We start from the raw sequence: 22,436 nt of genomic DNA on the forward strand, positions 1-22,436 counted from the left end.
GCGACATCGCTGATCTTCGTCGCCGTGCTGCATCGCTACGGGGCAGGGCTGTCGATCGATCTCGCCAAATGGGCGGAAGCCCGCAACTTGAGCTTCCTTGCCGTGCCCGCGCGCGCGGTGTTCGTCTGGCTTGCCGACCTCGACCTGTCCTGGGCGCAAGAGCTCTGCATCTACATGTTCATCTGGATGGCCAAGTTCGGCGCGGCCTATGGCGTTCGCACCGGTATCCACGTCGGCGTCGACGTGCTCGTCAACATCCTGCCCGGCGGATCGCGCCGCCGCGTCATCACTTTCGGTCTTTTGTGCGGGGCGCTTTTCACTGCCATCGTCGCTTATTTCGGTGCCGCGTTCGTCGGCCAGATGTGGCAGACCGGCCAGCAGTCGAACGATCTCGAAGCGCCGATGTGGCTGGTGTATCTCACCATCCCGCTCGGCTCCGGCTTGATGTGCTTCCGCTTCCTGCAGGTCGCCTGGTCGTTCTATCACACCGGCGAGCTGCCGCATCACGACATGGCCGGCGTCGAAGGCGTCGAGATAGACCCGGTTCATCCGGCACCGGTCACGCGCAGCCAGGTTGTCCGCGACGAGCGCAGTCCGCTCGGCTGGGTCCTGATGTTGCTGCCGATCCTGATCGTGGCCTTGTGCTTCGCCCATTCGGCGCACGTCATCACGTTGCCGCAGGGACTGCGGGTCGCCGTGGTTTTCGCGCTTCTGCTATCGCTGATGCTCACGGGCATGCCGATCTCGATCGCGCTCGGTCTGACCGTGCTCAGCTTCATGTTCACGCTGACCGACGTGCGGACCGAATCGGTGGCGCTGAAGCTGTTCACGGGCATCGAGAGCTTCGAGATCATGGCGATCCCGTTCTTCATCCTCGCCGGCAATTTCCTGACCCATGGCGGCGTGGCGCGCCGGATGATCGCCTTTGCAACCGCGTTGGTCGGCCATTGGTACGGCGGGCTCGCGCTGTCAGCCGTCGTCGCTTGCGCGCTGTTTGCCGCGATTTCCGGCTCGTCTCCGGCGACCGTGGTGGCGATTGGCTCGGTGCTCCTGCCCGCCATGGTCGCGCAGGGATTTCCAAAGCGGTTCGGCGCGGGCGTGATCACGACCTCCGGCTCGCTTGGCATTCTCATTCCACCCTCGATTCCGATGGTGCTTTTTGCCGTCTCCACCAACAGCTCCGTCGGCAAGCTGTTCATCGCCGGCATCGTGCCGGGGTTCGTGCTGGCCACTCTCCTCGGTGCGACGACGTTCTATCGCGCCTGGCGCAACGATTATCCGCGGATGCCGAAGGCGACCTTCATGGAGCGCCTCGACGCGTTCCGCAAGTCGATGTGGGGCATCCTGCTGATCGTGATCGTGATCGGCGGCATCTACAGCGGCCTGTTCACGCCGACCGAAGCCGCCGCCGTCAGCGCGGTCTATGCCTTCGTCGTTGCGGTGTTCATCTACAAGGACCTCAAGCTGCGGGACGTGCCGCGGGTGCTGCTGTCATCGGCGAATCTTTCGGCGATGCTGCTCTACATCATCACGAACGCCGTGCTGTTCTCGTTCCTGATGACCTACGAGAATGTACCGCAGGCACTGGCGCAGTGGATGATCGACCAGGGCCTCGGCTGGATCGGCTTCCTGCTCGTCGTCAACCTTCTGCTGCTGCTGGCGGGCAATGTGATGGAGCCGTCCTCGATCATCCTGATCATGGCGCCGATCCTGTTTCCGGTCGCGATCAAGCTCGGCATCGATCCGATCCATTTCGGCATCTTGATGACGGTCAACATGGAGGTCGGGCTGTGCCATCCGCCTGTCGGGCTCAACCTCTATGTCGCCTCCGGTATCGCCAAGATGGGCATCACCGAGCTCACGGTCGCGGTGTGGCCATGGCTCCTGACGATGCTGGCGTTCCTCGTGCTCGTGACCTACTGGCCGGGTCTTTCACTGTGGCTGCCCAACCTGCTGGGAATGTAGCTACATATGCAGTGCACCCTCGCCCCTTGTGGGAGAGGGTGGCTTCGCGATAGCGAAGCCGGGTGAGGGGTTCTCTCCGCGGAAAACTCTTTTAGTTGGAGTTCGCGGATATAGACCCCTCATCCGGCGCTTCGCGCCACCTTCTCCCACAAGGGGAGAAGGGAAGAAGAGGCCTCCTGCTTCCTTGCCGTCATTGTTGGCAATCACCTGCGAGATGCGGTTAGATGCCTCCTACAGGCCGGGAGGAAACGAAGATGACCGAAGCCAGCAGCGAGCCCAGGGACGCGTCGCCGTCCGTCATCGCACAGCAGGACGCCATGCTGAACGCGCTGCCGTTTTCCGACACGCGGGATTTCGACGATGCCGCGCGCGGCTTCCTCGGCACGATCGAGAACGCGCAGGTCACCAATCCGCAGGGACGGGCGGTCTGGAGCCTCGAGCCCTATGGCTTCCTGTCCACCGAAGAGGCGCCGCCCACGGTCAATCCGAGCCTGTGGCGCCAGTCGCGCCTCAACATGCATCACGGCCTGTTCGAGGTCGTTCCCGGCGTCTACCAGGTGCGCGGGCTCGACATCGCCAACATGACGCTGATCGAGGGCGAGCGCGGCGTCATCGTCGTCGACACACTGACATCGATCGAAGGCGCCCGTGCGGCGCTCGATCTCTATTACAAGCACCGTGGCATGCGGCCGGTCGCGGCCGTGATCTTCACCCACACCCATACCGATCACTGGGGCGGTGCGCGCGGGGTGCTGGAGGAGGATGCGCTCGCCACCGGCCGGGTGCCGCTCATCGCGCCGAATCTGTTCATGGAGCACGCCGTCTCGGAGAACATCATCGCCGGGCCGGCGATGTTGCGCCGGGCGCAGTACCAGTTCGGCCCGTTCCTCGCCAAGGGCGTGCGCGGGCAGGTCGATTGCGGCCTCGGCAAGTCGATGGCGGCAGGCTCGGTCGCGCTGCTGCGCCCGACCGACCTGATCATGGCGACCGGCGACACGCGCGTGATCGACGGCGTCGAATTCGAATTCCAGATGGCGCCGAACAGCGAAGCGCCGGCGGAGATGCATTTCTTCATTCCGCGCTACAAGCTGCTGAACCTCGCCGAGAACTGCACGCACAATTTCCACAATCTGCTGCCGTTCCGCGGCGCCGATGTGCGCGACGCACTGGCCTGGTCGAAATATCTCGGCGAGGCGCTGCAGCTATGGGACGGCAAGGCGGAGGCGATGTGCGGCCAGCATCACTGGCCGGTGTGGGGGCGCGAGCGCATCGGCACGATGATCCGCCAGCAGCGCGATCTCTACAAGTTCACGCATGACCAGACCATCCGCCTGATGAACCACGGTCTCAACGCTGCCGAGATCGCCGAGACCATTCAATTGCCGAAGAGCCTCGAAGGCGCCTGGCACGGCCGCGGCTATTACGGCCACATCCGCCACAATGTGAAGGCGATCTACCAGAAATATCTCGGCTGGTACGACGCCAATCCGGTCAATCTCGATCCGCTGCCGCCGGTCGAATCCGGCAAGAAGTACGTCGAGTATATGGGCGGCGCTGATGCGATCCTCGCTCGCGCGCGCAAGGACTATGACAAGGGCGAATTCCGCTTCGTGGCGCAGGCGCTCGGCCATCTCGTGTTCGCCGAGCCGGACAATGCGGCGGCGCGTGCGCTGCTGGCGGACACGCTGGAGCAGCTCGGTTATGCGGCCGAAAGCGCCACCTGGCGCAACGCCTATCTGTTCGGCGCCCAGGAATTGCGCCAGGGCATGCCGAAGACGCCGCCGCGTCCGCCGATTCCGCGCGAGACGCTCGCGGCGCTGCGCACCTCGCAGCTCTGGGACATGCTCGGCGTCCGCCTCAACGGCCCCAAGGCCGAGGGCAAGCACATCGTGCTGAACTGGAGCTTTTCCGACACCGGCGAGACTTTTGTGCTCAACCTGGAGAACTGCGCGCTCACCTATATCGCAGGCATGCAAGCGGAAGGCGCTGACGCCAGCTTCACATTGGCGCGCGCGACGCTCGATGAAGTGATCGCGAAGCTGACGAGCTTTCCGGAGGCGGTTGCCGCCGGCAAGGTCAAGCTCGCCGGCAACCCGATGCGGCTCGCGGAGCTGATGGGCCTGATGGACGAATTCCCGCGCATGTTCGAGATCGTCGAGCCGAAGCGGGCGGCGGTGGTGTAGGGGCTCCGCTCGCTACGTTCTCGCTGTCATCGCCCGGCTTGACCGGGCGATCCAGTACGCCACGGCGACTGTGGTTTACCGAGAAGCCGCGGAATACTGGATGCCCCGCTTTCGCGGAGCATGACAGCGATGTGTGCGGATGCGACGTTGCCTACTCAGCGCTGCTCACCAGCTTGATCCGCGGCGCCTGCTCCTCGGTCAGGTTGCGATATGCGGCGAGATAGTCCAGCGCCATGCGCCGGGCCGTGAACCGCGTTTCGAACTGCTTGCGGATTGCGGCGCGGCTCAACTCCGGAAGCCGTTTGACGACGCCGGCCGCGCTGAGGACGTCCTCGACCACGAAGCCGGTCAGCCCCTCATCGACGATCTCAGGCACCGAGCCGCGATTGAAGGCGACCACCGGCGTTCCGCAGGCCATGGCCTCGATCATCACGAGGCCAAACGGCTCCGGCCAGTCGATCGGGAGCAGCAGCCCGAGCGCACCGCTCAAAAAGTCCGACTTCTCGTGATCGCTGATTTCGCCGATATATTCGACCAGCGGATTGTTCTCGATCATGGGCCGGATCAGCTCGTCATAATAATCCTGATCGGCGCGATCGACCTTGGCTGCGATTTTCAGCGGGATGCCGCAATGGGTGGCGATCTTGATGGCGCGGTCGACGCCCTTTTCCGGCGCGATGCGGCCGAGCACGGCGAGATATTCCTGGCGAGCCGGCTTCGGCGTCAGCAGGTTCTCCGGCAGGCCATGGTGAATGGTCCTCACCCAGTTGGCCTGCGGCACCGGACGCCGCTGCGCGTTCGAGATCGAGATCACAGGAACCTTGGGAAACGTGTTGAATACCGGCTGGTGCTCGGGGAGATCGAGCCGGCCATGCAGCGTGGTCACGAACGGCGTCGGCTGGCGGTAGAACAGCGACCACGGATAGTAATCGAGATGGAAGTGGAGGAAGTCGAACTCCTCGTCGTCACATTTTTGCCGCACCCGTTCCAGCATCACCATGTGCAGCGCGTTGGGATCGCGCACGGAACCGTCGAGCCGGAGTGCCCGCGGCCACAGAGCATCCAGCTTCGCCGATGTCTGCGAATCGCCGCTCGCGAACAGCGTTACATCGTGTCCCAAGGCAACCAGCTCTTCCGTCAACCAATGCACCACCCGCTCGGTGCCGCCATAAAGCTTGGGTGGAACAGCCTCCGTCAACGGAGCTACCTGCGCGATGCGCATCTCACCATCTCCTCTGTGCGATCATGATTGTTAGAAAACCCCCGCCTCTTCGGCACCGGCATGCGCCCAGTCAAGGGAACGTTCCCGCACTTGCGAAGTTCCTCTCAACGAATGTTACTTATTCGACACGTGGCGCGCGATCTTGGTCCTGCCATCAGCTGATCTCAGATCGTCCGCATCCCCATGTCGTGATGGTCTGCCCGGGAACCGAGGCGAAGCGGTCGATGTTCAGTCGATCAGTAACAAAATTGGAATCATCACCACGGGGTCGCAGCTAAATGGATCATCTTTCTGGATACGCGCGCAGGCCATTTGCCTTTGTTCTGCGCTATCTACGGCGTCGTATGGCGTCACATCTGGTGATCCTGACTGCCGTGGTGGCGGCGGTTGCCTGCTCCGTGGGCACGCAGTACGGCGTCAAGTCCCTGGTCGATAGCCTGTCGGCCGGGCCTTCGCATGGCGGCAGCGTATGGCTGGCATTCGTTTTCCTCATGTCGCTGATCACCGCCGACAATTTCCTGTGGCGGATCGCGAGCTGGACCGCGAGCTTCACGTTCGTCCGCGTCACCGGCGATTTGCGCCGTGACATTTTCCGCCATCTGACCGGACACGCACCGAGCTATTTTTCGGACCGGATGCCGGGCATGCTCACCAGCCGCATCACCGCCACGTCGAATGCAGTGTTTACGGTCGAGAACATGTTCGTCTGGAATGTGCTCCCGCCTTGCATTGCCACAGTTGCGGCAATCGCGCTGATTGGAACCGTCAGCCCATATATGGCGCTCGGCCTGATCGTGATCGCCGGCGGCATGGTGCTGGCGATGTTCCACCTCGCCGCCGCCGGCAAGCCGCTGCATGACGATTTCGCCGACAAGGCCGCCGTGGTCGACGGCGAGATGATCGACGTCATCAGCAATATGCCGCTGGTCCGGGCCTTCTGCGGCATAACCCACGAGCACGAACGTTTCGACGCCACCGTCAACCGGGAACTCACCGCGCGCGGCCGCAGCCTGCGCTACCTGGAAAAGCTCCGGCTCACTCACGCCGGCGTGACCGTCGTGCTCACCGTTGCGCTGATGGCCTGGGCGATCACGCTCTGGCAGCGGGGCGAGGCGACCACGGGCGACGTGGTGCTGGTCTGCACCCTCGGCCTCTCCATTCTCAATGCCACGCGCGATCTCGCGGTGGCCCTGGTCGACGTCACCCAGCACGTCGCGCGGCTGACCGAGGCCATCGCGACGCTGTTGGTGCCGCATGAATTGCGCGATCACCCCGATGCCGAACCCCTCGTCAAGAGCGGCGCCGCGATTGCGTTCAACAACGTCACCTTCGGCTATCCCGGCGGCGCGAAGATCTTCGAGCGGTTCAGCCTGCGGCTCCAGCCCGGCCAGCGTGTCGGCCTGGTCGGCCAGTCCGGCGGCGGCAAGTCGACGCTGTTCACGCTGCTTCAGCGCTTCTACGACGTCGACGAGGGCAGCGTGACCGTCGACGGGCAGGATATCTCCAAGGTAACCCAGCTCAGCCTGCGCGAGGCAATCTCGGTCGTGCCGCAGGATATCTCTCTGTTCCATCGCTCGATCCGCGAGAACATCCGTTACGGCCGCCCCAATGCGACCGACGACGAGGTGCTGCGGGCGGCGATCGCGGCGCGCTGCGATTTCGTCGAGAGCCTGCCGGAAGGTCTCGACACCATGGTCGGCGACCGCGGCGTCAAAATGTCCGGCGGCCAGCGCCAGCGCATCGCGATAGCGCGGGCGTTCCTCAAGGACGCGCCGATCCTGCTGCTGGACGAGGCGACCGCGGCGCTCGACAGCGAATCCGAGGAGGCGATCCGCGAAGCGCTCTCGCGCTTGATGCGTGGCCGCACCGTGATTGCGATTGCGCATCGGCTCGCGACGCTGCGCAATTTCGACCGTGTGGTCGTGTTGAAGAATGGTAAGATCATCGAGGACGGCTCGCCCGAGCGTCTGATGCAGGGACACGGGCCTTATCGTGAGCTGGTTACGCAGGAAATGAGCCGGCTCTCGCAAGCCGCCGCGTAAATCAAGAGTCGCGTTCTCGTCGGTTGCGTTTCGAAACAAGCGCAGGGGAAGAGCTCATGTCGGCCGAAGCCGTAACCCAATTCGTCTCTGTGACGCGGACCGTGGAGCAGGTCGCCGAGCAGCCTTTCTACATTCCGATGACCGGGCCATCGGCCCGGCCGCGGCGTTCGCTCAAGCACGACGACACCTTCATCGTGCTCGACAGCCATGGCGACATCGGCGCCTCGGCCGGCGGGCCGGACGGCCTGTTCCATCACGACACGCGCTATCTTGCCCGGCTCGAGCTCGTGCTCGACGATCTCCAGCCGCTGCTGCTCGGCTCGAACCTGCGTGACGACAATTCGGCGCTGACCGTCGACCTCACCAACCCGGACATCTACCGGGAGGGCAGCCTCGTTCTGCAAAAAGACCTGCTGCACATCGTGCGCACGATCTTCCTGTGGCGCGGTACCGCCTATCAGCGCATCGGCGTGCAGAACCATGGCGACCGGCGCACCAGCATCCCGCTGACGCTGCTGTTCGGCAACGACTTCGCCGATTTGTTCGAGGTCCGCGGCGAGCGGCGGCCGCGCCGCGGCATCGGAACGAGCCGACTGTTCGGACCGACCGACGTGTTGTTCGAATATCGCGGCCTCGATGACGCCGAGCGCAGCACCGGCCTGCATTTCGACCCGCGTCCGACCCGGCTCTCGGTCAATGCCGCGACCTGGGAGCTCGACCTGGAGCCGCACCAGGCCAAATCGCTGTTCGTGGCCGTCTCCTGCAACCGGCCGCCGGCAGAGAAGCCTGCGCGCTTCTTCCGGGGCCTGCTCGCCCATCGGCGCGAAATGCGCCACTCGACCATGGGCGCTGCCAGCATCGAGACCTCCAATAACATTTTCAACGAAGTCCTGTGCCAGGCGATGGCCGATCTGAACATGTTGATGACCGAGACGCCGCAGGGACGTTATCCCTACGCCGGCATTCCCTGGTACTCGACGACGTTCGGCCGCGACGGGCTGATCACCGCGCTGCAGATGCTGTGGGTCGATCCGCGGATCGCCAAGGGCGTGTTGCGGCGGCTCGCGCATTTCCAGGCGAAAGCGGTCGATCCGCTGGCGGACGCCGCGCCGGGCAAGATTCTGCACGAGATGCGTGGCGGCGAGATGGCTGCGCTGGGCGAGGTGCCGTTCTCGCAATATTACGGCAGCGTGGATTCGACCGCGTTGTTCGTGCTGCTGGCCGGGCGGTATTTCGAGCGCACGGGCGACGAGAAGACGTTGATCGAGCTGTGGCCGGCGATCGAGGCGGGGCTCGCCTGGATCGACGGGCCCGGCGATCCCGATCAGGATGGCTTTGTCGAATATCAGCGGGCCACCGAAAAGGGCCTCGCCAACCAGGGCTGGAAGGACTCGTTCGACGCGATCTTCCACGCCGACGGCCAGCTTGCGGAAGGCAATATCGCGCTCGCCGAAGTCCAGGGCTACGTTTACGCGGCAAAGCAGCTCGCCGCGCGCTGCGCCCTGCGGCTCGGCAAGCCGGATCGCGTGAGGAAGCTCGAGGCGGAAGCCAAGGCGCTGGCCGAGCGCTTCGAGAAGGCGTTCTGGTGCGAGGAGCTTGGCACCTACGCGCTCGCGCTCGATGGCAGCAAGCGGCCCTGCAGGGTGCGGACTTCGAATGCGGGACAGGTCCTGTTCAGCGGCATGATCCGCGAGGACCGCGCGCGGCTGGTCGCTGCCGACCTGATGCGGCCGCACTTCTTCTCGGGCTGGGGCATCCGCACCGTGGCGCAAGGCGAGGTGCGCTACAACCCGATGTCCTATCATGACGGCTCGATCTGGCCGCACGACAATGCATTGATTGCGCTCGGGCTCGCGCGCTATGGGCTCAAGCATTCGGTCGCGCACGTCTTCAAGGGCCTGTTCGACGCTGCGACCTATATGGACCTGCGGCGGCTGCCCGAACTGTTCTGTGGGTTCCGACGCGAAAAGCGGCGCGGTCCGACGCTCTATCCGGTCGCGTGCGCGCCGCAGGCCTGGGCCAGCGCGACGCCATTCACGCTGCTGGAGGCGGCGCTGGGCATCGAATTCGATGTGGCGCGCGGCGAAATCCGGCTGCGCAATCCGCATCTGCCGTCGTTCTTGAACGAGGTGATCCTGCGCGATCTGCGACTGGGCGATTCCAGCGTCGATCTGCGTGTCAGCCGCCACGGCGACGATGTGGCGCTGGAAGTGCTGCGCACGCGCGGCCAGATCCAGGTGTCGATCGTGCTGGCACGCTAGCAAGGCGGGCCGCGAGGAGGGTATATGCGTGCCGCTGGATGGTTGGTTCTGAGCGTTGCGATCGCCGCGGGCTTGACCGCCCCGGTGTCGCGCGCCGCGGAGGAGCAGCCCGTGCCCCCAAGTGAGGCAAATGCGCCGCCGACGGCACAGCCGCCGGCGTCAACGGTGCCGGTCACGCCAAAGGATGCCGCGCCGCCGCCGTCGGTGACGATCATCGGCGCGAGCGATGCCCATGGCGTCCTCGGCCGCGACGTGCGGAGCGCCGCGGACGAGGGCATGGGGCGCATCGTCGACATCATTGTCGATCGCACCGGTCATGTGCGCGCCGCCGTGATCGATTTCGGCGGCTTTCTCGGCGTCGGCAGCCGCAGGATCGTGGTGGACTGGAACGCGATGCGATTCGGCAAGATCGCCAACAAGAAGGACAGCATCACGCTGGAACTGACCAAGGCGCAGGTCGCGGCCGCGCCGGAATACAAGGAAGATGCGCCGATCGTCGTGCTCGGCGCATCCGGCAGCCTGCAGCCGCTGCAAGCGATTCAGTGAGGCGCGGGGAGGGATGGCCGCCTGTGTTGTCGAGAAAGCCGAATCATGCCGCCCGGAATCGCGGTCGCCACGTTGAGCAGGACAACGTCGCCGCGCCGCCGCCGGCCGGTCTTCCGGCTCCCTCGCGCCAGAGCCTGCGCGGCCTCGACTGGTTCATCTTCTTTCTTGCCGACGTCCAGACAGGATTTGGCCCCTTCATCGCGGTCTATCTGACGACGCAGAAATGGACCCAGGTCGAGATCGGCCTCGTGCTGTCGATCGGCGGCATCGTCGCCCTGATCGGGCAGATGCCGGGCGGCGCGATCATCGACGCCGCGAAATCCGAGCGGCTGGTCGCAGCGCTCGCGATCGCGACGATCGGCGGCTGCGCGCTGGCCTATGCGGCCATGCCGATCCTTCCCGTGGTGGTGGCTGCGGCCACGTTGCACGCGGCCGCGAGCTGCGTGCTGGGACCGGCGATCGCGGCGATCAGCCTCGGGCTGGTCGGCCCGCTCGCGATCGGCGAGCGGCTCGGCCGCAACGCGCGCTTCGCCTCGCTCGGCAACGGCGTCGCCGCCGCGGTGATGGGCACCGCCGGCTACCTTCTGTCGAGCCGCTCGGTGTTCGTCGTCACCTTCCTGCTCGCGATCCCCACCCTGATCGCGCTCTCGCGCATCCGCGAACATGAGATCGACATTGCGCGCTGCCACGGCGAGATGCCGCGTGAAGCGGCGGACCGTGGTGACACCAATCTTTGGCATTTGATCCGGCAGCGTCCGCTCATTGTCTTCGCGCTCAGCGTATTGCTGTTGCAGCTCGCGAACGGCGCAATGATGCCGCTGATGGCGAGTGCGGTAACGGCGCGGTCGAGCCAGTGGGCGACGGTCCTCGTCGCCGGCTGCATCATCGTCCCGCAGGCGATCGTGGCACTGCTCTCGCCCTCGGTCGGCCGCAAGGCGCAGCTCTGGGGCCGACGGCCGCTGCTGTTGATCGGCTTTGGTGCGCTGACGATCCGTGGTCTGTTGTTCGCAACCGTGCGCGATCCCTATCTGCTGGTGCTGGTGCAGGTGTTCGACGGCTTCACCGCGGCGGTGTTCGCGGTGATGATTCCGCTGATCGTGGCGGACGTCGCCTTCGGCAGCGGCCATTTCAATCTCGCCCAAGGCATCGTCGGCACCGCCACCGGCATCGGCGCGTCGCTGAGCACGGTGCTCGGCGGCTATGTCAGTGACAAGTTCGGCAATGCCGCCGCCTTCATCGGGCTCTCCGGCGTCGCCGCGACCGGCTTTTTGCTGATCCTCCTGGTGATGCCGGAAACCCGCCGCCTCGCGGCCCGATGACGGGGCAAGAAAATGGCCGGCCGAAACGAGTTCGGCCGGCCAAATCGATCGTCGGCGGGGAGGAAGAGATCAGGCGTCGAGACTGTGCAGGCGCTGGCGGTTGCGCAGCACGATCTGGCGGGCGCCGGAGAAGCCTAAGATGCCCTGCGCGTGAAGCTGCGACAGCGCGCGCGACACGGTCTCCAGCGTGAGGCCCAGATAGTCGCCGATGTCGCGCCGGCACATCGGCAGCGCCATCATGCTGGCGACGGCCAAGCGGCGGTCCATTTCGAGCAGGAAGGTTGCAACGCGCTCCATTGCGGTCTTGCGTCCGAGCAGAAGCATGTGATCCTCGGCATGGCGCAGCTCACCGGCCGTCATGGTCCACAGCTTGCGGGCGACCAGGACGTCGGTGCCTGCTGCCTTCTCGAGGCTCGAACGCTTTACCAGCCGTACGGTGGTGTCGATGATGGCTTCGGCTGCAAGGCGGTGAGCAGGGCCGGATTCGAGGCCGAACACGTCGCCGGGAAGATGGAAGGAGCCGATCTGGCGGCGGCCGTCGGAGAGGAGCTTGTAGCTGCGCACGGCGCCGGAGACCACCTGGTAGACATACTCTGCCGGCTCGTCCTCGCCGTAAATCTCCTCGTCCTTGCGATAGGAGAATTCGGTGGCGATGAGACCGACATGGCCGGCGATCTCGCCGAACTGGTCGGAGACGGGATGGACCGGGGCGATCTTGCTGCCGTTGATCTGGGTCTTGATCGCCCGGGTGTTGAACGTCTGGGTCAGCATCTGCGCCATCTCCGTTGTGATGGCGCATTGCTACGCGGGATTGTGGGAACTGAAAATTTCGAGCGATATCTTAGGGAGGTCTACCTACGTAGAATCCCGTAGCTCAGTTTTCGTGCCGGTCCTGGATGGCGCGGCGGATGCGCTTGATCAGGTTTTCATCGAGAAGCGGCTTCAAAATCACGTCTTTCACGCCTGCCGCCGCTGCCCGGGCGGAGATATTCCCGTCGGGATAACCGGTGATCAGGATCACGGGCGTATTGCCGTCGGATTGGCGCAGGCGGGAGGCCAGCTCGATGCCGTTGATGTCGGGCATCTTGTAGTCGATCACGTAACAGTCGGCGCGGGATGGGCCCGCCGCATTGAGCAGCGCCGTGGCATTCCTGAAGGTCCGCACGGCAAAACCGTCGGTTTCCAACAGGAAGCGCAAGGAGCCCAGCACGGCGGCATCGTCATCGACCACGTAGACGGTGGGCTTTGCCGATGACGCCGTTGGGAGCTGCTGATGCTGCGAGCCGATCTCGATCATGCTGACTGGCTAGCACAGGCCGGCGCAAGGGCCTTGACCTGTCTCAATCCTTGATCAGGCCGGCGCGCATGGCCAGCCGCACCAGCTCCGAGAGGCTGTTGGCCTGCATCTTGGTCATCACATTGGCCCGGTACACCTCGATGGTGCGCGGGCTGATGTCGTATTCGCGGGCGATCAGCTTGTTGGAGAGGCCTGCGATCAGTCCCTCCATGACCTGCCGTTCGCGTGGGCTCAAGGAGGCGACGCGGGCGGCAATATCTTGGGAGACGGCCTCGCTCCTGGCGGCCGGCTCGGCTTGGCGGATCGCCGATTCGATCATGGTGATGAGGCGGTCGTCCTCGAACGGTTTCTCGAGAAAGTCGATCGCGCCGAGCTTCATCGCCTCGACCGCGAGCGGTACGTCGCCGTGACCGGTCATGATCACGATTGGAAACGGGCAGTTCTGCGTCTTCATCCGCTTCAGCAACTCGATCCCGTCGAGGCCGGGCATGCGCACGTCGGAGACCACACAGCCGAAGGCGAGGCCGGGCAGGGCGTCGAGGAAGGCTTGCGCGTCGTCGAACAGCGTGACGCCAAAGCCGGAAGAATCCAGCAGGAAGTTCAGCGAATCCCGCATCGCCTCGTCGTCGTCGATGACGTAGATCATTCCCTTGGTCGTCATGGATCAGTTCTCGTCGGCTGCCGGCAGGGTGAAGCGGAATGTCGCGCCGCCTGATGCGTTGCTCTCGGCCCACATGCGGCCGCCATGAGCCTCGATGATCGAGCGGCTGATCGACAGTCCCACACCCATGCCGGTGTCCTTGGTGGTGAAGAAGGTTTGAAACAGGTTTGGAATCACGTCGTCCTGGAAGCCGGACCCGGTGTCTGACACCTCGACCTCGATCATGTCGTCGGCGACGGGCGTGTTGATGAGGATCAGTTCGCGTCGCGGCGATTGCGCCATCGCTTCCAGCGCATTGCGGAACAGATTGACCAGCACCTGCTGGATCTGCACCCGGTCGGCGAGCACGAGGTCGGCGTCCGGATTGAGGCTGAAGCGAAGCTGCACGTTCTGCTCGCGCGCGCCGGCAAGCCCGAGCGCGCCGGCCTCCTCGATCAGCTTGGAAAGGCTCTCGACCCGCTTCTCCGATTCGCCGCGGGAGACGAAGTCGCGCAGGCGTCGGATGATCTGGCCGGCGCGCAACGCCTGCTCGGCGGCGCGGTCCAGTGCGCTCTCGATCTTCGCCGTGTTCGGGTCGCTGCTGCCCGCGAGCAACCGCCGCGAGCCCATCATGTAGTTGCTGATCGCTGCCAGCGGCTGGTTGAGCTCGTGGGCGAGCGCGGACGCCATTTCGCCCATCGCGCTCAAGCGCGAGACGTGGACGAGCTCGGACTGCAATTCCTGGAGCTGCGCCTGGGTTTGCTGATGCTCGGTAAGGTCGCGAACGAACCCGGTGAAATAGGGCTCGCCGCCCGTCTGCATCTCGCCGATCGACAGGTGCATTGGAAAGGTCGTTCCGTCGCGGCGTTTGCCAGTCACGATCCGGCCGATGCCGATGATGTGCGGATCGCCGGTTGTACGGTATCGGGCGATGTAGCTGTCATGACGGGTGCGGTCCGGCTCCGGCATCAGGATGCTGACGTTCTGGCCGATCGCCTCGTGCTCCGACCAGCCGAACAGACGCTCGGCGGCCGTGCTGAATAGCTGGATGATGCCATGGCCGTCGATGACGATCATTGCATCGGGAACGGTGTGGAGGATCGAGCGGAGGTGAGTCTCGCGGGTGCGCAGCGCTTCCTCGACCTGCTTCTCCTCGTCGATGTCGAGAAATATGCCGCTGAGATGCCGGGCCGCTCCGGCCTCGTCCCGGATGAGTCCCGCGCGGGCGCGAATCCACTGTCCTGTGCCGGAGGTGCCCCCGACTCTAAAAGACACGTCGAAGCCGCCGCCCCACTCGGAGACGCGCTTGATTGCGCTCTCGACCCGCTCGCGGTCCTTGTGCTCGAGACGTGAGAGGAAGAGGTCGTAGCTCGCCGGCTGGTCCCGTTCGACGCCGAGCAAAATTCCGGCGGTCTCGGACCAGTCCAGCTCCCGCGTTTTGAGGTCGAAATCCCAAGTGCCGACGCCGAATCCCTCGATCCGGACCCGAAAATGCTCGCCGCGAGCGTCCTCGGGCGGATGCGTTACGCGCGTCGGCGGCAAATGATTGCTCCCATCGTCATGCGGTAGCCGGATGCAGTTCTGTTGCGGCAATGTCGCCCAAGGCCGGGCAAGAGGCAAGTTCGGATGTCTGATTCGGCTGGCGGATTTCCCGTGCCATGGAGCGGCGGGCGGTTTGATCTATCTCATCCTCCCGAACCGCGGCGGGCCTATCATTTCGCGAAAGCTCACCGCAGCGGAGACTCCCGATGACATACGCGACCGTGATGGTCAGCCTGGCGCTCGATCAGTCCAACGAGGCGCGTCTTCAGGTCGCGGGCGAGCTCGCCGAACGATTCGAGGCGGCCATCGTCGGAGTTGCCGCAGGGCAGTTCGCCCCGCCGCTCTATTTCACCGACGGCGCCGAGGCCCAGAGCCTGATCGACCAGGGTGAGGCCTCCGTCAAGAGGCGCCTTGCGGGTCTGGAGGCGCAATTCCGCGCTGCGACGAGGAATCGCGATGGACAAGCGCAGTGGCGCAGCGCGATGGATTTTCCGGCTCGATTCGTTCTGGCGCAGGCGCGCTGTGCCGACGTCGTGGTCACCGGCGGTCGCAGCCCGGCGTTCTCCGATGCCTTCGCACTCGCCAGCCCCAAGGATCTGGTGATGCAGGCCGGCCGCCCACTCCTGATCGTGCCCGACGGGGTCACCTGGCTCGATCTGCGCAGCGTGCTCGTGGCGTGGAAGGATACACCGGAGGCGCGGCGGGCGGTGGTCGACGCGCTGCCGATGCTGCGCAAGGCAGGGGAGGTCACCGTTGTCGAGATTCCCGAGGGCGACGAGACCCGCGCGGCCATGATGGCGCGTGTCACCGATGTTGCCGCATGGCTCGCCCGACACGGCATCACTGCGACCGCACGCGTCCCGGACGTCGGGCGGAACCAAGCCGCTGCCGAACAACTGGAGAAGCTCGCCGGCGACGTCGGAGCCGGCCTGATCGTCGCCGGTGCTTACGGTCATTCGCGCTTCCGCGAGCTGATCCTCGGGGGCGTCACCCAATATCTGGTCACGCAAACCGCCCGCTGCGTGCTGCTGTCGCATTGACGGCCGGGCCGCCATAGAACGAGTCGATGAGGATGCACCGTGTACAAATTCCTTGAGCAGACCGTCGATGGCTACATGACGCGCAACGTCCGGACGGTGAAGCGCGATCTCGACATGCTCGAACTCAGCGAGATGTTCGAGCAGGACGATTTCAACAGCTATCCAGTCGAGGACGACGAGCAAGTCGTCGGCATCGTCACCAAATTCGACATCCTGAAGTGCTTCGCCTTCACGCCGAACCAGATGCTGCCGCGCTATCACGAGCTGATGAGCCGCAAAGTCGGCGACGTCATGACGCCCGAGTTCATCTATGTCAATCCCGACACGAGGTTGACGCGCGTGCTCCAGATCATGGTCGAGCATCGCATCAGGAGCATCATCGTGCTCGACGGTGCACAGAAGCTGGTCGGCATCATCGCCCGCGAAGACGTCATCGCGGCACTCAAGGCCACCGCGCGCGATTGATCGGGCGTCCTCGAATCCCGCGATTCAGGCTCCGTGATTTCACGGGTGTTGCTCACTGACTTCTTCCCTACTCCCCTTGTGGGCAGGGCAATCGCATATGGCACTTGGGAGTCCATGAAAGTGCTCGGCCTGCATGGTTCGAGACGCCCGCCAAAGCGGGCGTCTCGAAGGATGGGCCACAACGAAAGCGCACACCGACTTCTTTTTCAAATGCGATTGCCCTGCCTGGAGGGGGAGAGGGAACTTCAACTGGCGCTGCGGCTGCTGCACATTAACAGAAATCCACATGGCTTGATTTCAATCAATTCCCCGCAAGTGTGAATGTGGTTTCTGGCGCTGTGTTCTTTCAGAGAGAATCCGCATGAGCCAGCCCTCAATCTCGAAATCCATGACCATCGGTGAAAGCGGCTTGGCGGCGTTGTTCGCGGTCACCGCTTTCCTCTGCGTGATTGCCGCGGCCAAGGCGCTCGATGCGCCGTTCGCCTTCCACGCTGCGCTCAGTGCGGCGGCGAGCCTGGCTGCGGTGTTCTGCATCGTCAACCGTTACTACGACCGCCCGGCGGCGCTGCCACCGGCCGAGATCAACGGCCGCCCCAACTACAACATGGGGCCGATCAAGTTCTCCTCCTTCATGGCGATGTTCTGGGGCATCGCCGGCTTCCTCGTCGGCCTCATCATCGCCTCGCAGCTGGCGTGGCCCGCACTGAATTTCGATCTGCCCTGGACCACCTTCGGCCGTCTGCGTCCGCTGCACACTTCCGCGGTGATCTTCGCCTTCGGCGGCAACGTCCTGCTCGCGACCTCCTTCTACGTCGTACAGAAGAGCTGCCGCGTGCGCCTCGCCGGCGATCTCGCGCCCTGGTTCGTCGTGGTCGGCTACAACTTCTTCATTTTGGTCGCCGGCACCGGTTATCTGCTCGGCGTCACCCAGTCGAAGGAATATGCCGAGCCGGAATGGTACGCCGATCTCTGGCTGACCATCGTCTGGGTCACCTATCTGCTCGTCTTCCTCACCACCATCATCAAGCGCAAGGAACCGCACATCTTCGTCGCGAACTGGTTCTATCTTGCCTTCATCGTGACGATTGCCGTCCTGCATCTCGGCAACAATCCGGCGCTTCCCGTCTCGGTGTTCGGCTCGAAGTCCTACATCGCGTGGGGCGGCATCCAGGATGCGATGTTCCAGTGGTGGTACGGCCATAACGCGGTCGGCTTCTTCCTGACCGCCGGTTTCCTCGCCATCATGTACTACTTCATCCCCAAGCGCGCCGAGCGGCCGATCTATTCCTACCGGCTGTCGATCATCCACTTCTGGGCGCTGATCTTCCTCTACATCTGGGCCGGTCCGCATCACCTGCACTACACGGCGCTGCCGGACTGGACGCAGACGCTCGGCATGACCTTCTCGATCATGCTGTGGATGCCCTCCTGGGGCGGCATGATCAACGGCCTGATGACGCTGTCGGGCGCCTGGGACAAGCTGCGCACCGATCCCGTGCTGCGTATGCTCGTGGTCTCCGTCGCCTTCTACGGCATGTCGACCTTCGAAGGCCCGATGATGTCGATCAAGGTGGTCAACTCGCTCAGCCACTACACCGACTGGACCATCGGCCACGTGCACTCCGGCGCGCTCGGCTGGGTCGGCTTCGTCTCCTTCGGCGCGCTCTACTGCCTGGTGCCGTGGGCCTGGAATCGCAAGCAGCTGTACAGCCTGAAGCTCGTCAACTGGCACTTCTGGATCGCCACTCTCGGCATCGTCCTCTACATCTCGGCGATGTGGGTGTCCGGCATCCTCCAGGGCCTGATGTGGCGCGCCTACACCTCGCTCGGCTTCCTCGAATATTCCTTCATCGAAACCGTCGAGGCGATGCACCCCTTCTACGTCATCCGTGCGGCCGGCGGGGCGTTGTTCCTGATCGGCGCGCTGATCATGGCCTACAATCTCTGGATGACCGTTCGCGTTGGCGAGGCGGAAGAAGTTCAGATGCCCGTCGCTCTTCAGCCGGCGGAATGAGGAGCTCCACAATGTCGTTCTGGACACGCCACCAAGTCTTCGAAAAGAACTCGATCATCCTGGTCGTCGGCATCCTCCTGGTGATTGCCATCGGCGGTCTCGTCGAGATCACGCCGCTGTTCTACCTCAAGAGCACGATCGAGGCGGTCGACGGCGTCAGGCCCTACACGCCGCTGGAGCTCGCCGGGCGCAACGTCTACGTCCGCGAGGGCTGCTATCTCTGTCATTCGCAGATGATCCGTCCGTTGCGCGACGAGGTCGAGCGCTACGGGCACTTCTCGCTCGCCGCCGAGAGCATGTTCGACCACCCGTTCCAGTGGGGTTCGAAGCGCACCGGTCCGGACCTTGCCCGCGTCGGCGCCAAATATTCCGACGACTGGCACGTGACCCATCTGACCAACCCGCGCGCGATCGTGCCGCAGTCGGTGATGCCGGGCTATCCGTTCCTCAGCAAGAACGAGGTCGATCCGGAGACGATCGCCGATCACATGCGCACGCTGAGAACCGTCGGCGTGCCCTACACCGACGACCAGATCGCCAATGCAGGCGCTGACATGAAGGCCCAGGCCGATCCGGACAACGCCGGCAGCGATGCCTTCGGCAAGCGCTACGCCAAGGCGGTGGTGCGCAATTTCGACGGCAAGAGCGGAACGCCGACCGAGATGGACGCGCTGATCGCCTACTTGCAGATGCTCGGCACGCTGGTCGACTTCAAGCTCTACAACGAGAAAGCCAATCTTCGCTGAGAAGGCATGAACGATGAAAGCCATCCTGACACTCGACAATCTTGCGTCCGGTCTCGTGACCACGATCTGGACGCCGGTCTTCGTCGCGATCTTTCTCGCGATCATCGCCTACGCATTCTGGCCCCGTAACAAGGCTGCTTTCGACGAAGCGGCACACCTGCCGTTGCGGGAGGAGTAAGAGATCATGACCGATCATCACAACGACATCGATTCCGTTTCCGGCAGGTCCACGACCGGACACGAGTGGGACGGCATCAAGGAGCTCAACACGCCGCTGCCGCGCTGGTGGGTGATCACCTTCTACCTCACCATCGTCTGGGCGATTGGCTACTGGATCGTCTATCCGGCCTGGCCGCTGATCTCCAGCAATACCACGGGGCTGTTCGGCTACTCGACACGCGCCGACGTCGCGGTCGAGCTCGCCAACCTCGAGAAAATCCGTGGAGCCAAGATGGTGGCGCTGGGTGCGGCCTCGCTGGCCGAGATCGAGAAGGACCCGGCGCTGCTGGCGCTGGCCCGCGCCAAGGGCAAGACCGTGTTCGGCGACAATTGCGCGCCGTGTCATGGCAGCGGCGGCGCCGGCGCCAAGGGCTATCCGAACCTCAACGACGACGACTGGCTGTGGGGCGGCACGCTCGACCAGATCATGCAGACCATCCAGTTCGGCGCGCGCTCCGGCCATGCCAAGACGCATGAGGGCCAGATGCTCGCCTTCGGCAAGGACGGCGTGTTGAAGACGGACGAGATCGTCACGGTTGCCAACTATGTCCGCTCGTTGTCGGGACTCCCGACGCGGAAGGACTTTGATGCCGCCAAGGGCGAAAAGATCTTCGCCGAGAATTGCGTCGCCTGCCACGGCGACGGCGGCAAGGGCAACCAGGAGCTCGGTGCGCCCAACTTGACTGACAAGATCTGGCTCTACGGCTCGGACGAGGCAATCCTGATCGAGACCATCGGCCAGGGCCGCGCCGGCGTCATGCCGGCCTGGGAAGGGCGACTCGATCCCGCCACCATCAAGGCGATGGCCGTGTATGTCCACTCGCTGGGCGGCGGAAAATAGCGGTTCGGCGAAAAGCGGGGGCGAACAAAATTGCCCCCGCTTGCGCTGGATCAACTGACGTTCCGGCGCCGGGTCTAGGTTTAATCGCACCTCTCGAAAAGCTCCAGGCGATGAACAAGACTGTGAACCCGAACGAACTCACATCGGACGACAATTGCGCGCCGCTCTACGCCGCCCGCAAGAAAATCTATCCGCAGAGCGTCTCGGGCACCTTCCGCCGGATCAAATGGGGCCTGATGGCGTTCTGCCTCGGCATCTATTACCTCCTGCCCTTCGTGCGCTGGAACCGCGGCATCGGCGCCCCCAGCCAGGCCGTGCTGATCGACCTGCCCAACAGCCGTTTCTATTTCTTCTTCATCGAGCTGTGGCCGCAGGAGGTCTATTACTTCACCGGCCTTTTGATCGTGGCGGCGGTGGCGCTGTTCCTGATGAACTCCGTCGGCGGCCGCATTTGGTGCGGCTATCTTTGCCCGCAGACGGTGTGGACCGACTTGTTCTACGCCGTCGAGCGCCTGATCGAAGGCGATCGGCGCGAGCGGATGAAGAAGGACGCCTCGTCCGATCCGATGAAGCTCGAGCGCATCTCCGAGATCGTGCTCAAGCATTCGATCTGGCTCCTGATCGCCTGGTGGACCGGCGGCGCCTGGGTGCTCTATTTCAACGACGCGCCGACGCTGGTGAAGGAGCTCGTCACCTTCCAGGGGCCGATGATCGCCTATATCTGGATCGGCATTCTCACCGCGACGACCTATGTGCTCGCCGGCTACATGCGCGAGCAGGTCTGCGTCTATATGTGCCCCTGGCCGCGGATCCAGGCCGCGCTCACCGACGAATGGGCGCTCAACGTCACCTATCGCTATGACCGCGGCGAGAAGCGCACCTCGGTCAAGAAGGCCGCCGAGCTGCGCGCGCTCGGTGAGCACGCCGGCGACTGCGTCGACTGCTATCAATGCGTCGCGGTCTGTCCGACCGGCATCGACATCCGCAACGGGCCGCAGCTCGAATGCATCCAGTGCGGGCTTTGCATCGACGCCTGCGACAACGTGATGACCAAGATCGGCCGGCCGACCCGCCTGATCGGCTACGACAACGACATCAACATCCACCGCCGCCAGGAAGGCAAGGCGCCGGTCTATCGCGTCGTCCGGGCTCGCACCGTCGTCTACAGCGCCATCATCGCAGCCGTCGGCGGCATCATGCTCTACACGCTGGCGACGCGCAGCCTGCTCGACGTCAACGTGCTGCACGACCGCAACCCGGTCGCGGTCAGGCTCAGCGACGGCTCGATCCGCAACGCCTACACCGTGCGATTGCTCAACAAGAGCGGCTACGACCGCGTCATCGCGATCGATGTCAACGGTCCGGTCAACGCCACGGTTCACGTCGTCGGCGTGGATTCGGTGACGCCGGACCGGCCGATGATCGTCATCCCGCGCGATACCACCAGCGAGCTTCGGCTGCTCGTCACCGCGCCGGCGGACGGCAATCCGGAGAAGTCGATCCCCGTCCGCTTCCACGTCACCGATATCGGCCTCGGCGAGGCCGCATCCGCCACTGACAATTTCGTCTCTCCTTGAGAAAGTCCCGGAGTTCACCATGGCATCCGCACCGAAGCCGCTGACCGGAACAAAGGTCTTCGTGATGCTGGTCGCCTTCTTCGGCGTCGTGATCGGCGTCAACGCAACTATGGCCAAGCTGGCGATCGCGACGCTGCCCGGCACGGATGTCGACAGTCCGTATGCTGCGGGTCTCACCTACGACCGGGAGATCTCGGCGGCGCAGGATCAGAGCGCGCGCAATTGGCAGGTCAACGCCCATATCGAGCGCCGCAGCGATGGCGGCGCCACGCTCCAGGTCGAGGCGCGCGATGCCGGCGGCCTTCCCATGAGCGGCCTGAAGTTCGGCGGCCGCCTGGAGCGGCCGACCGACAAGCGGGCCGATCTTTCGGTCGAACTCACTGAAGCCGGCATCGGCATCTATCGCGGCAATGCCGCTTCCATCGCGCCGGGCCAGTGGGACCTGGTGATCGAGGGTGAGGCCCGGGGCCAGCGCGTGTTCCTGTCGCGCAACCGCGTGATCCTGAACTGAAGGAAT

General features: G+C 64.2%; 19 protein-coding genes and 1 pseudogene. 15 read left to right on the top strand and 5 right to left on the bottom strand.

Going from position 1 to position 22,436, the window contains the following annotated elements; translation table 11 throughout:
* Positions 1 to 102 precede the first annotated feature (102 nt).
* From GWG65_RS40405 to GWG65_RS00235, 3 genes and pseudogenes are all read left to right on the top strand, one after another.
* Positions 103 to 462: pseudogene (locus tag GWG65_RS40405) on the top strand (TRAP transporter small permease subunit); the annotation flags it as partial.
* A gap of 222 nt (positions 463 to 684) precedes the next feature.
* Positions 685 to 1,965 (top strand): TRAP transporter large permease subunit, encoded by a 1,281-nt coding sequence (locus GWG65_RS40410; RefSeq protein WP_342760624.1) that lies wholly within the window; start codon positions 685 to 687, stop codon positions 1,963 to 1,965.
* Positions 1,966 to 2,219: 254 nt separating this feature from the next.
* Positions 2,220 to 4,148 carry an alkyl sulfatase dimerization domain-containing protein gene (locus GWG65_RS00235; protein WP_275193278.1) on the top strand — a complete coding sequence of 643 codons (1,929 nt, stop codon included), beginning with the start codon at positions 2,220 to 2,222 and terminating at the stop codon, positions 4,146 to 4,148.
* Between the two features lie 151 nt (positions 4,149 to 4,299).
* On the opposite strand, the gene GWG65_RS00240 is transcribed toward GWG65_RS00235, so the two are convergent.
* On the bottom strand, positions 4,300 to 5,370 hold the full coding sequence (locus tag GWG65_RS00240) for a glycosyltransferase family 4 protein (RefSeq protein ID WP_275193279.1): 1,071 nt from the start codon (positions 5,368 to 5,370) through the stop codon (positions 4,300 to 4,302).
* A gap of 278 nt (positions 5,371 to 5,648) precedes the next feature.
* On the opposite strand from GWG65_RS00240, the gene GWG65_RS00245 reads away from it, so the two are divergent.
* From GWG65_RS00245 to GWG65_RS00260, 4 genes are read left to right on the top strand one after another with little or no spacing between them, the layout of a single operon-like run.
* Positions 5,649 to 7,412 (top strand): ABC transporter ATP-binding protein, encoded by a 1,764-nt coding sequence (locus GWG65_RS00245; RefSeq protein ID WP_275193280.1) that lies wholly within the window; start codon positions 5,649 to 5,651, stop codon positions 7,410 to 7,412.
* 56 nt (positions 7,413 to 7,468) lie between these two features.
* On the top strand, positions 7,469 to 9,673 hold the full coding sequence (locus tag GWG65_RS00250; protein ID WP_275193281.1) for an amylo-alpha-1,6-glucosidase: 2,205 nt from the start codon (positions 7,469 to 7,471) through the stop codon (positions 9,671 to 9,673).
* A gap of 24 nt (positions 9,674 to 9,697) precedes the next feature.
* Positions 9,698 to 10,219 (top strand): PRC-barrel domain-containing protein, encoded by a 522-nt coding sequence (locus tag GWG65_RS00255; protein WP_275193282.1) that lies wholly within the window; start codon positions 9,698 to 9,700, stop codon positions 10,217 to 10,219.
* Entirely contained in the window at positions 10,216 to 11,538 is a 1,323-nt protein-coding gene (locus GWG65_RS00260; protein WP_275193283.1) for an MFS transporter, read from the top strand. Before GWG65_RS00255 ends, GWG65_RS00260 begins: the two co-directional genes overlap by 4 nt.
* A gap of 69 nt (positions 11,539 to 11,607) precedes the next feature.
* Here the strand turns inward: GWG65_RS00260 and GWG65_RS00265 are convergent, their stop codons facing one another.
* From GWG65_RS00265 to fixL, 4 genes are all read right to left on the bottom strand, one after another.
* Positions 11,608 to 12,309, bottom strand: coding sequence for a helix-turn-helix domain-containing protein (locus GWG65_RS00265; RefSeq protein WP_275193284.1), 702 nt, complete (start codon positions 12,307 to 12,309; stop codon positions 11,608 to 11,610).
* Between the two features lie 103 nt (positions 12,310 to 12,412).
* Positions 12,413 to 12,835, bottom strand: a complete 423-nt coding sequence (locus GWG65_RS00270; protein WP_275193285.1) for a response regulator — start codon at positions 12,833 to 12,835, stop codon at positions 12,413 to 12,415.
* A 43-nt stretch (positions 12,836 to 12,878) separates the two neighbouring features.
* The gene (gene fixJ / locus GWG65_RS00275) at positions 12,879 to 13,496 is read right to left on the bottom strand and encodes a response regulator FixJ (protein ID WP_275193286.1); all 618 of its coding nucleotides are present in this window, start codon (positions 13,494 to 13,496) and stop codon (positions 12,879 to 12,881) included.
* Between the two features lie 3 nt (positions 13,497 to 13,499).
* Positions 13,500 to 15,017, bottom strand: a complete 1,518-nt coding sequence (fixL, locus tag GWG65_RS00280) for a sensor protein FixL (RefSeq protein WP_275193287.1) — start codon at positions 15,015 to 15,017, stop codon at positions 13,500 to 13,502.
* Positions 15,018 to 15,223: 206 nt separating this feature from the next.
* Between fixL and GWG65_RS00285 the strand changes: the two genes are divergently transcribed.
* The 8 genes from GWG65_RS00285 to GWG65_RS00320 all read left to right on the top strand — a co-directional run bounded on the left by GWG65_RS00285 (position 15,224) and on the right by GWG65_RS00320 (position 22,430).
* Positions 15,224 to 16,057: a universal stress protein gene (locus tag GWG65_RS00285; RefSeq protein WP_275193288.1), complete on the top strand. Its 834-nt coding sequence runs from the start codon at positions 15,224 to 15,226 to the stop codon at positions 16,055 to 16,057.
* Positions 16,058 to 16,096: 39 nt separating this feature from the next.
* Complete coding sequence (locus GWG65_RS00290; protein WP_275193289.1) at positions 16,097 to 16,522, top strand: CBS domain-containing protein; 426 nt, start codon at positions 16,097 to 16,099, stop codon at positions 16,520 to 16,522.
* 361 nt (positions 16,523 to 16,883) lie between these two features.
* Positions 16,884 to 18,536 (top strand): cytochrome-c oxidase, cbb3-type subunit I, encoded by a 1,653-nt coding sequence (gene ccoN, locus GWG65_RS00295; RefSeq protein WP_275193290.1) that lies wholly within the window; start codon positions 16,884 to 16,886, stop codon positions 18,534 to 18,536.
* An 11-nt stretch (positions 18,537 to 18,547) separates the two neighbouring features.
* Complete coding sequence (ccoO, locus tag GWG65_RS00300) at positions 18,548 to 19,282, top strand: cytochrome-c oxidase, cbb3-type subunit II (protein ID WP_275193291.1); 735 nt, start codon at positions 18,548 to 18,550, stop codon at positions 19,280 to 19,282.
* Positions 19,283 to 19,295: 13 nt separating this feature from the next.
* Positions 19,296 to 19,460 (top strand): CcoQ/FixQ family Cbb3-type cytochrome c oxidase assembly chaperone, encoded by a 165-nt coding sequence (locus tag GWG65_RS00305; protein ID WP_015687703.1) that lies wholly within the window; start codon positions 19,296 to 19,298, stop codon positions 19,458 to 19,460.
* A 6-nt stretch (positions 19,461 to 19,466) separates the two neighbouring features.
* Entirely contained in the window at positions 19,467 to 20,342 is an 876-nt protein-coding gene (gene ccoP / locus GWG65_RS00310; RefSeq protein ID WP_275193292.1) for a cytochrome-c oxidase, cbb3-type subunit III, read from the top strand.
* Positions 20,343 to 20,452: 110 nt separating this feature from the next.
* Positions 20,453 to 21,919, top strand: coding sequence for a cytochrome c oxidase accessory protein CcoG (gene ccoG / locus GWG65_RS00315; protein ID WP_275193293.1), 1,467 nt, complete (start codon positions 20,453 to 20,455; stop codon positions 21,917 to 21,919).
* 19 nt (positions 21,920 to 21,938) lie between these two features.
* On the top strand, positions 21,939 to 22,430 hold the full coding sequence (locus GWG65_RS00320; protein WP_275193294.1) for a FixH family protein: 492 nt from the start codon (positions 21,939 to 21,941) through the stop codon (positions 22,428 to 22,430).
* The last annotated feature ends 6 nt before the right edge of the window (positions 22,431 to 22,436 follow it).

The sequence above is a fragment of the Bradyrhizobium sp. CSA207 genome, from assembly GCF_029051685.1.
GTDB lineage: Bacteria > Pseudomonadota > Alphaproteobacteria > Rhizobiales > Xanthobacteraceae > Bradyrhizobium.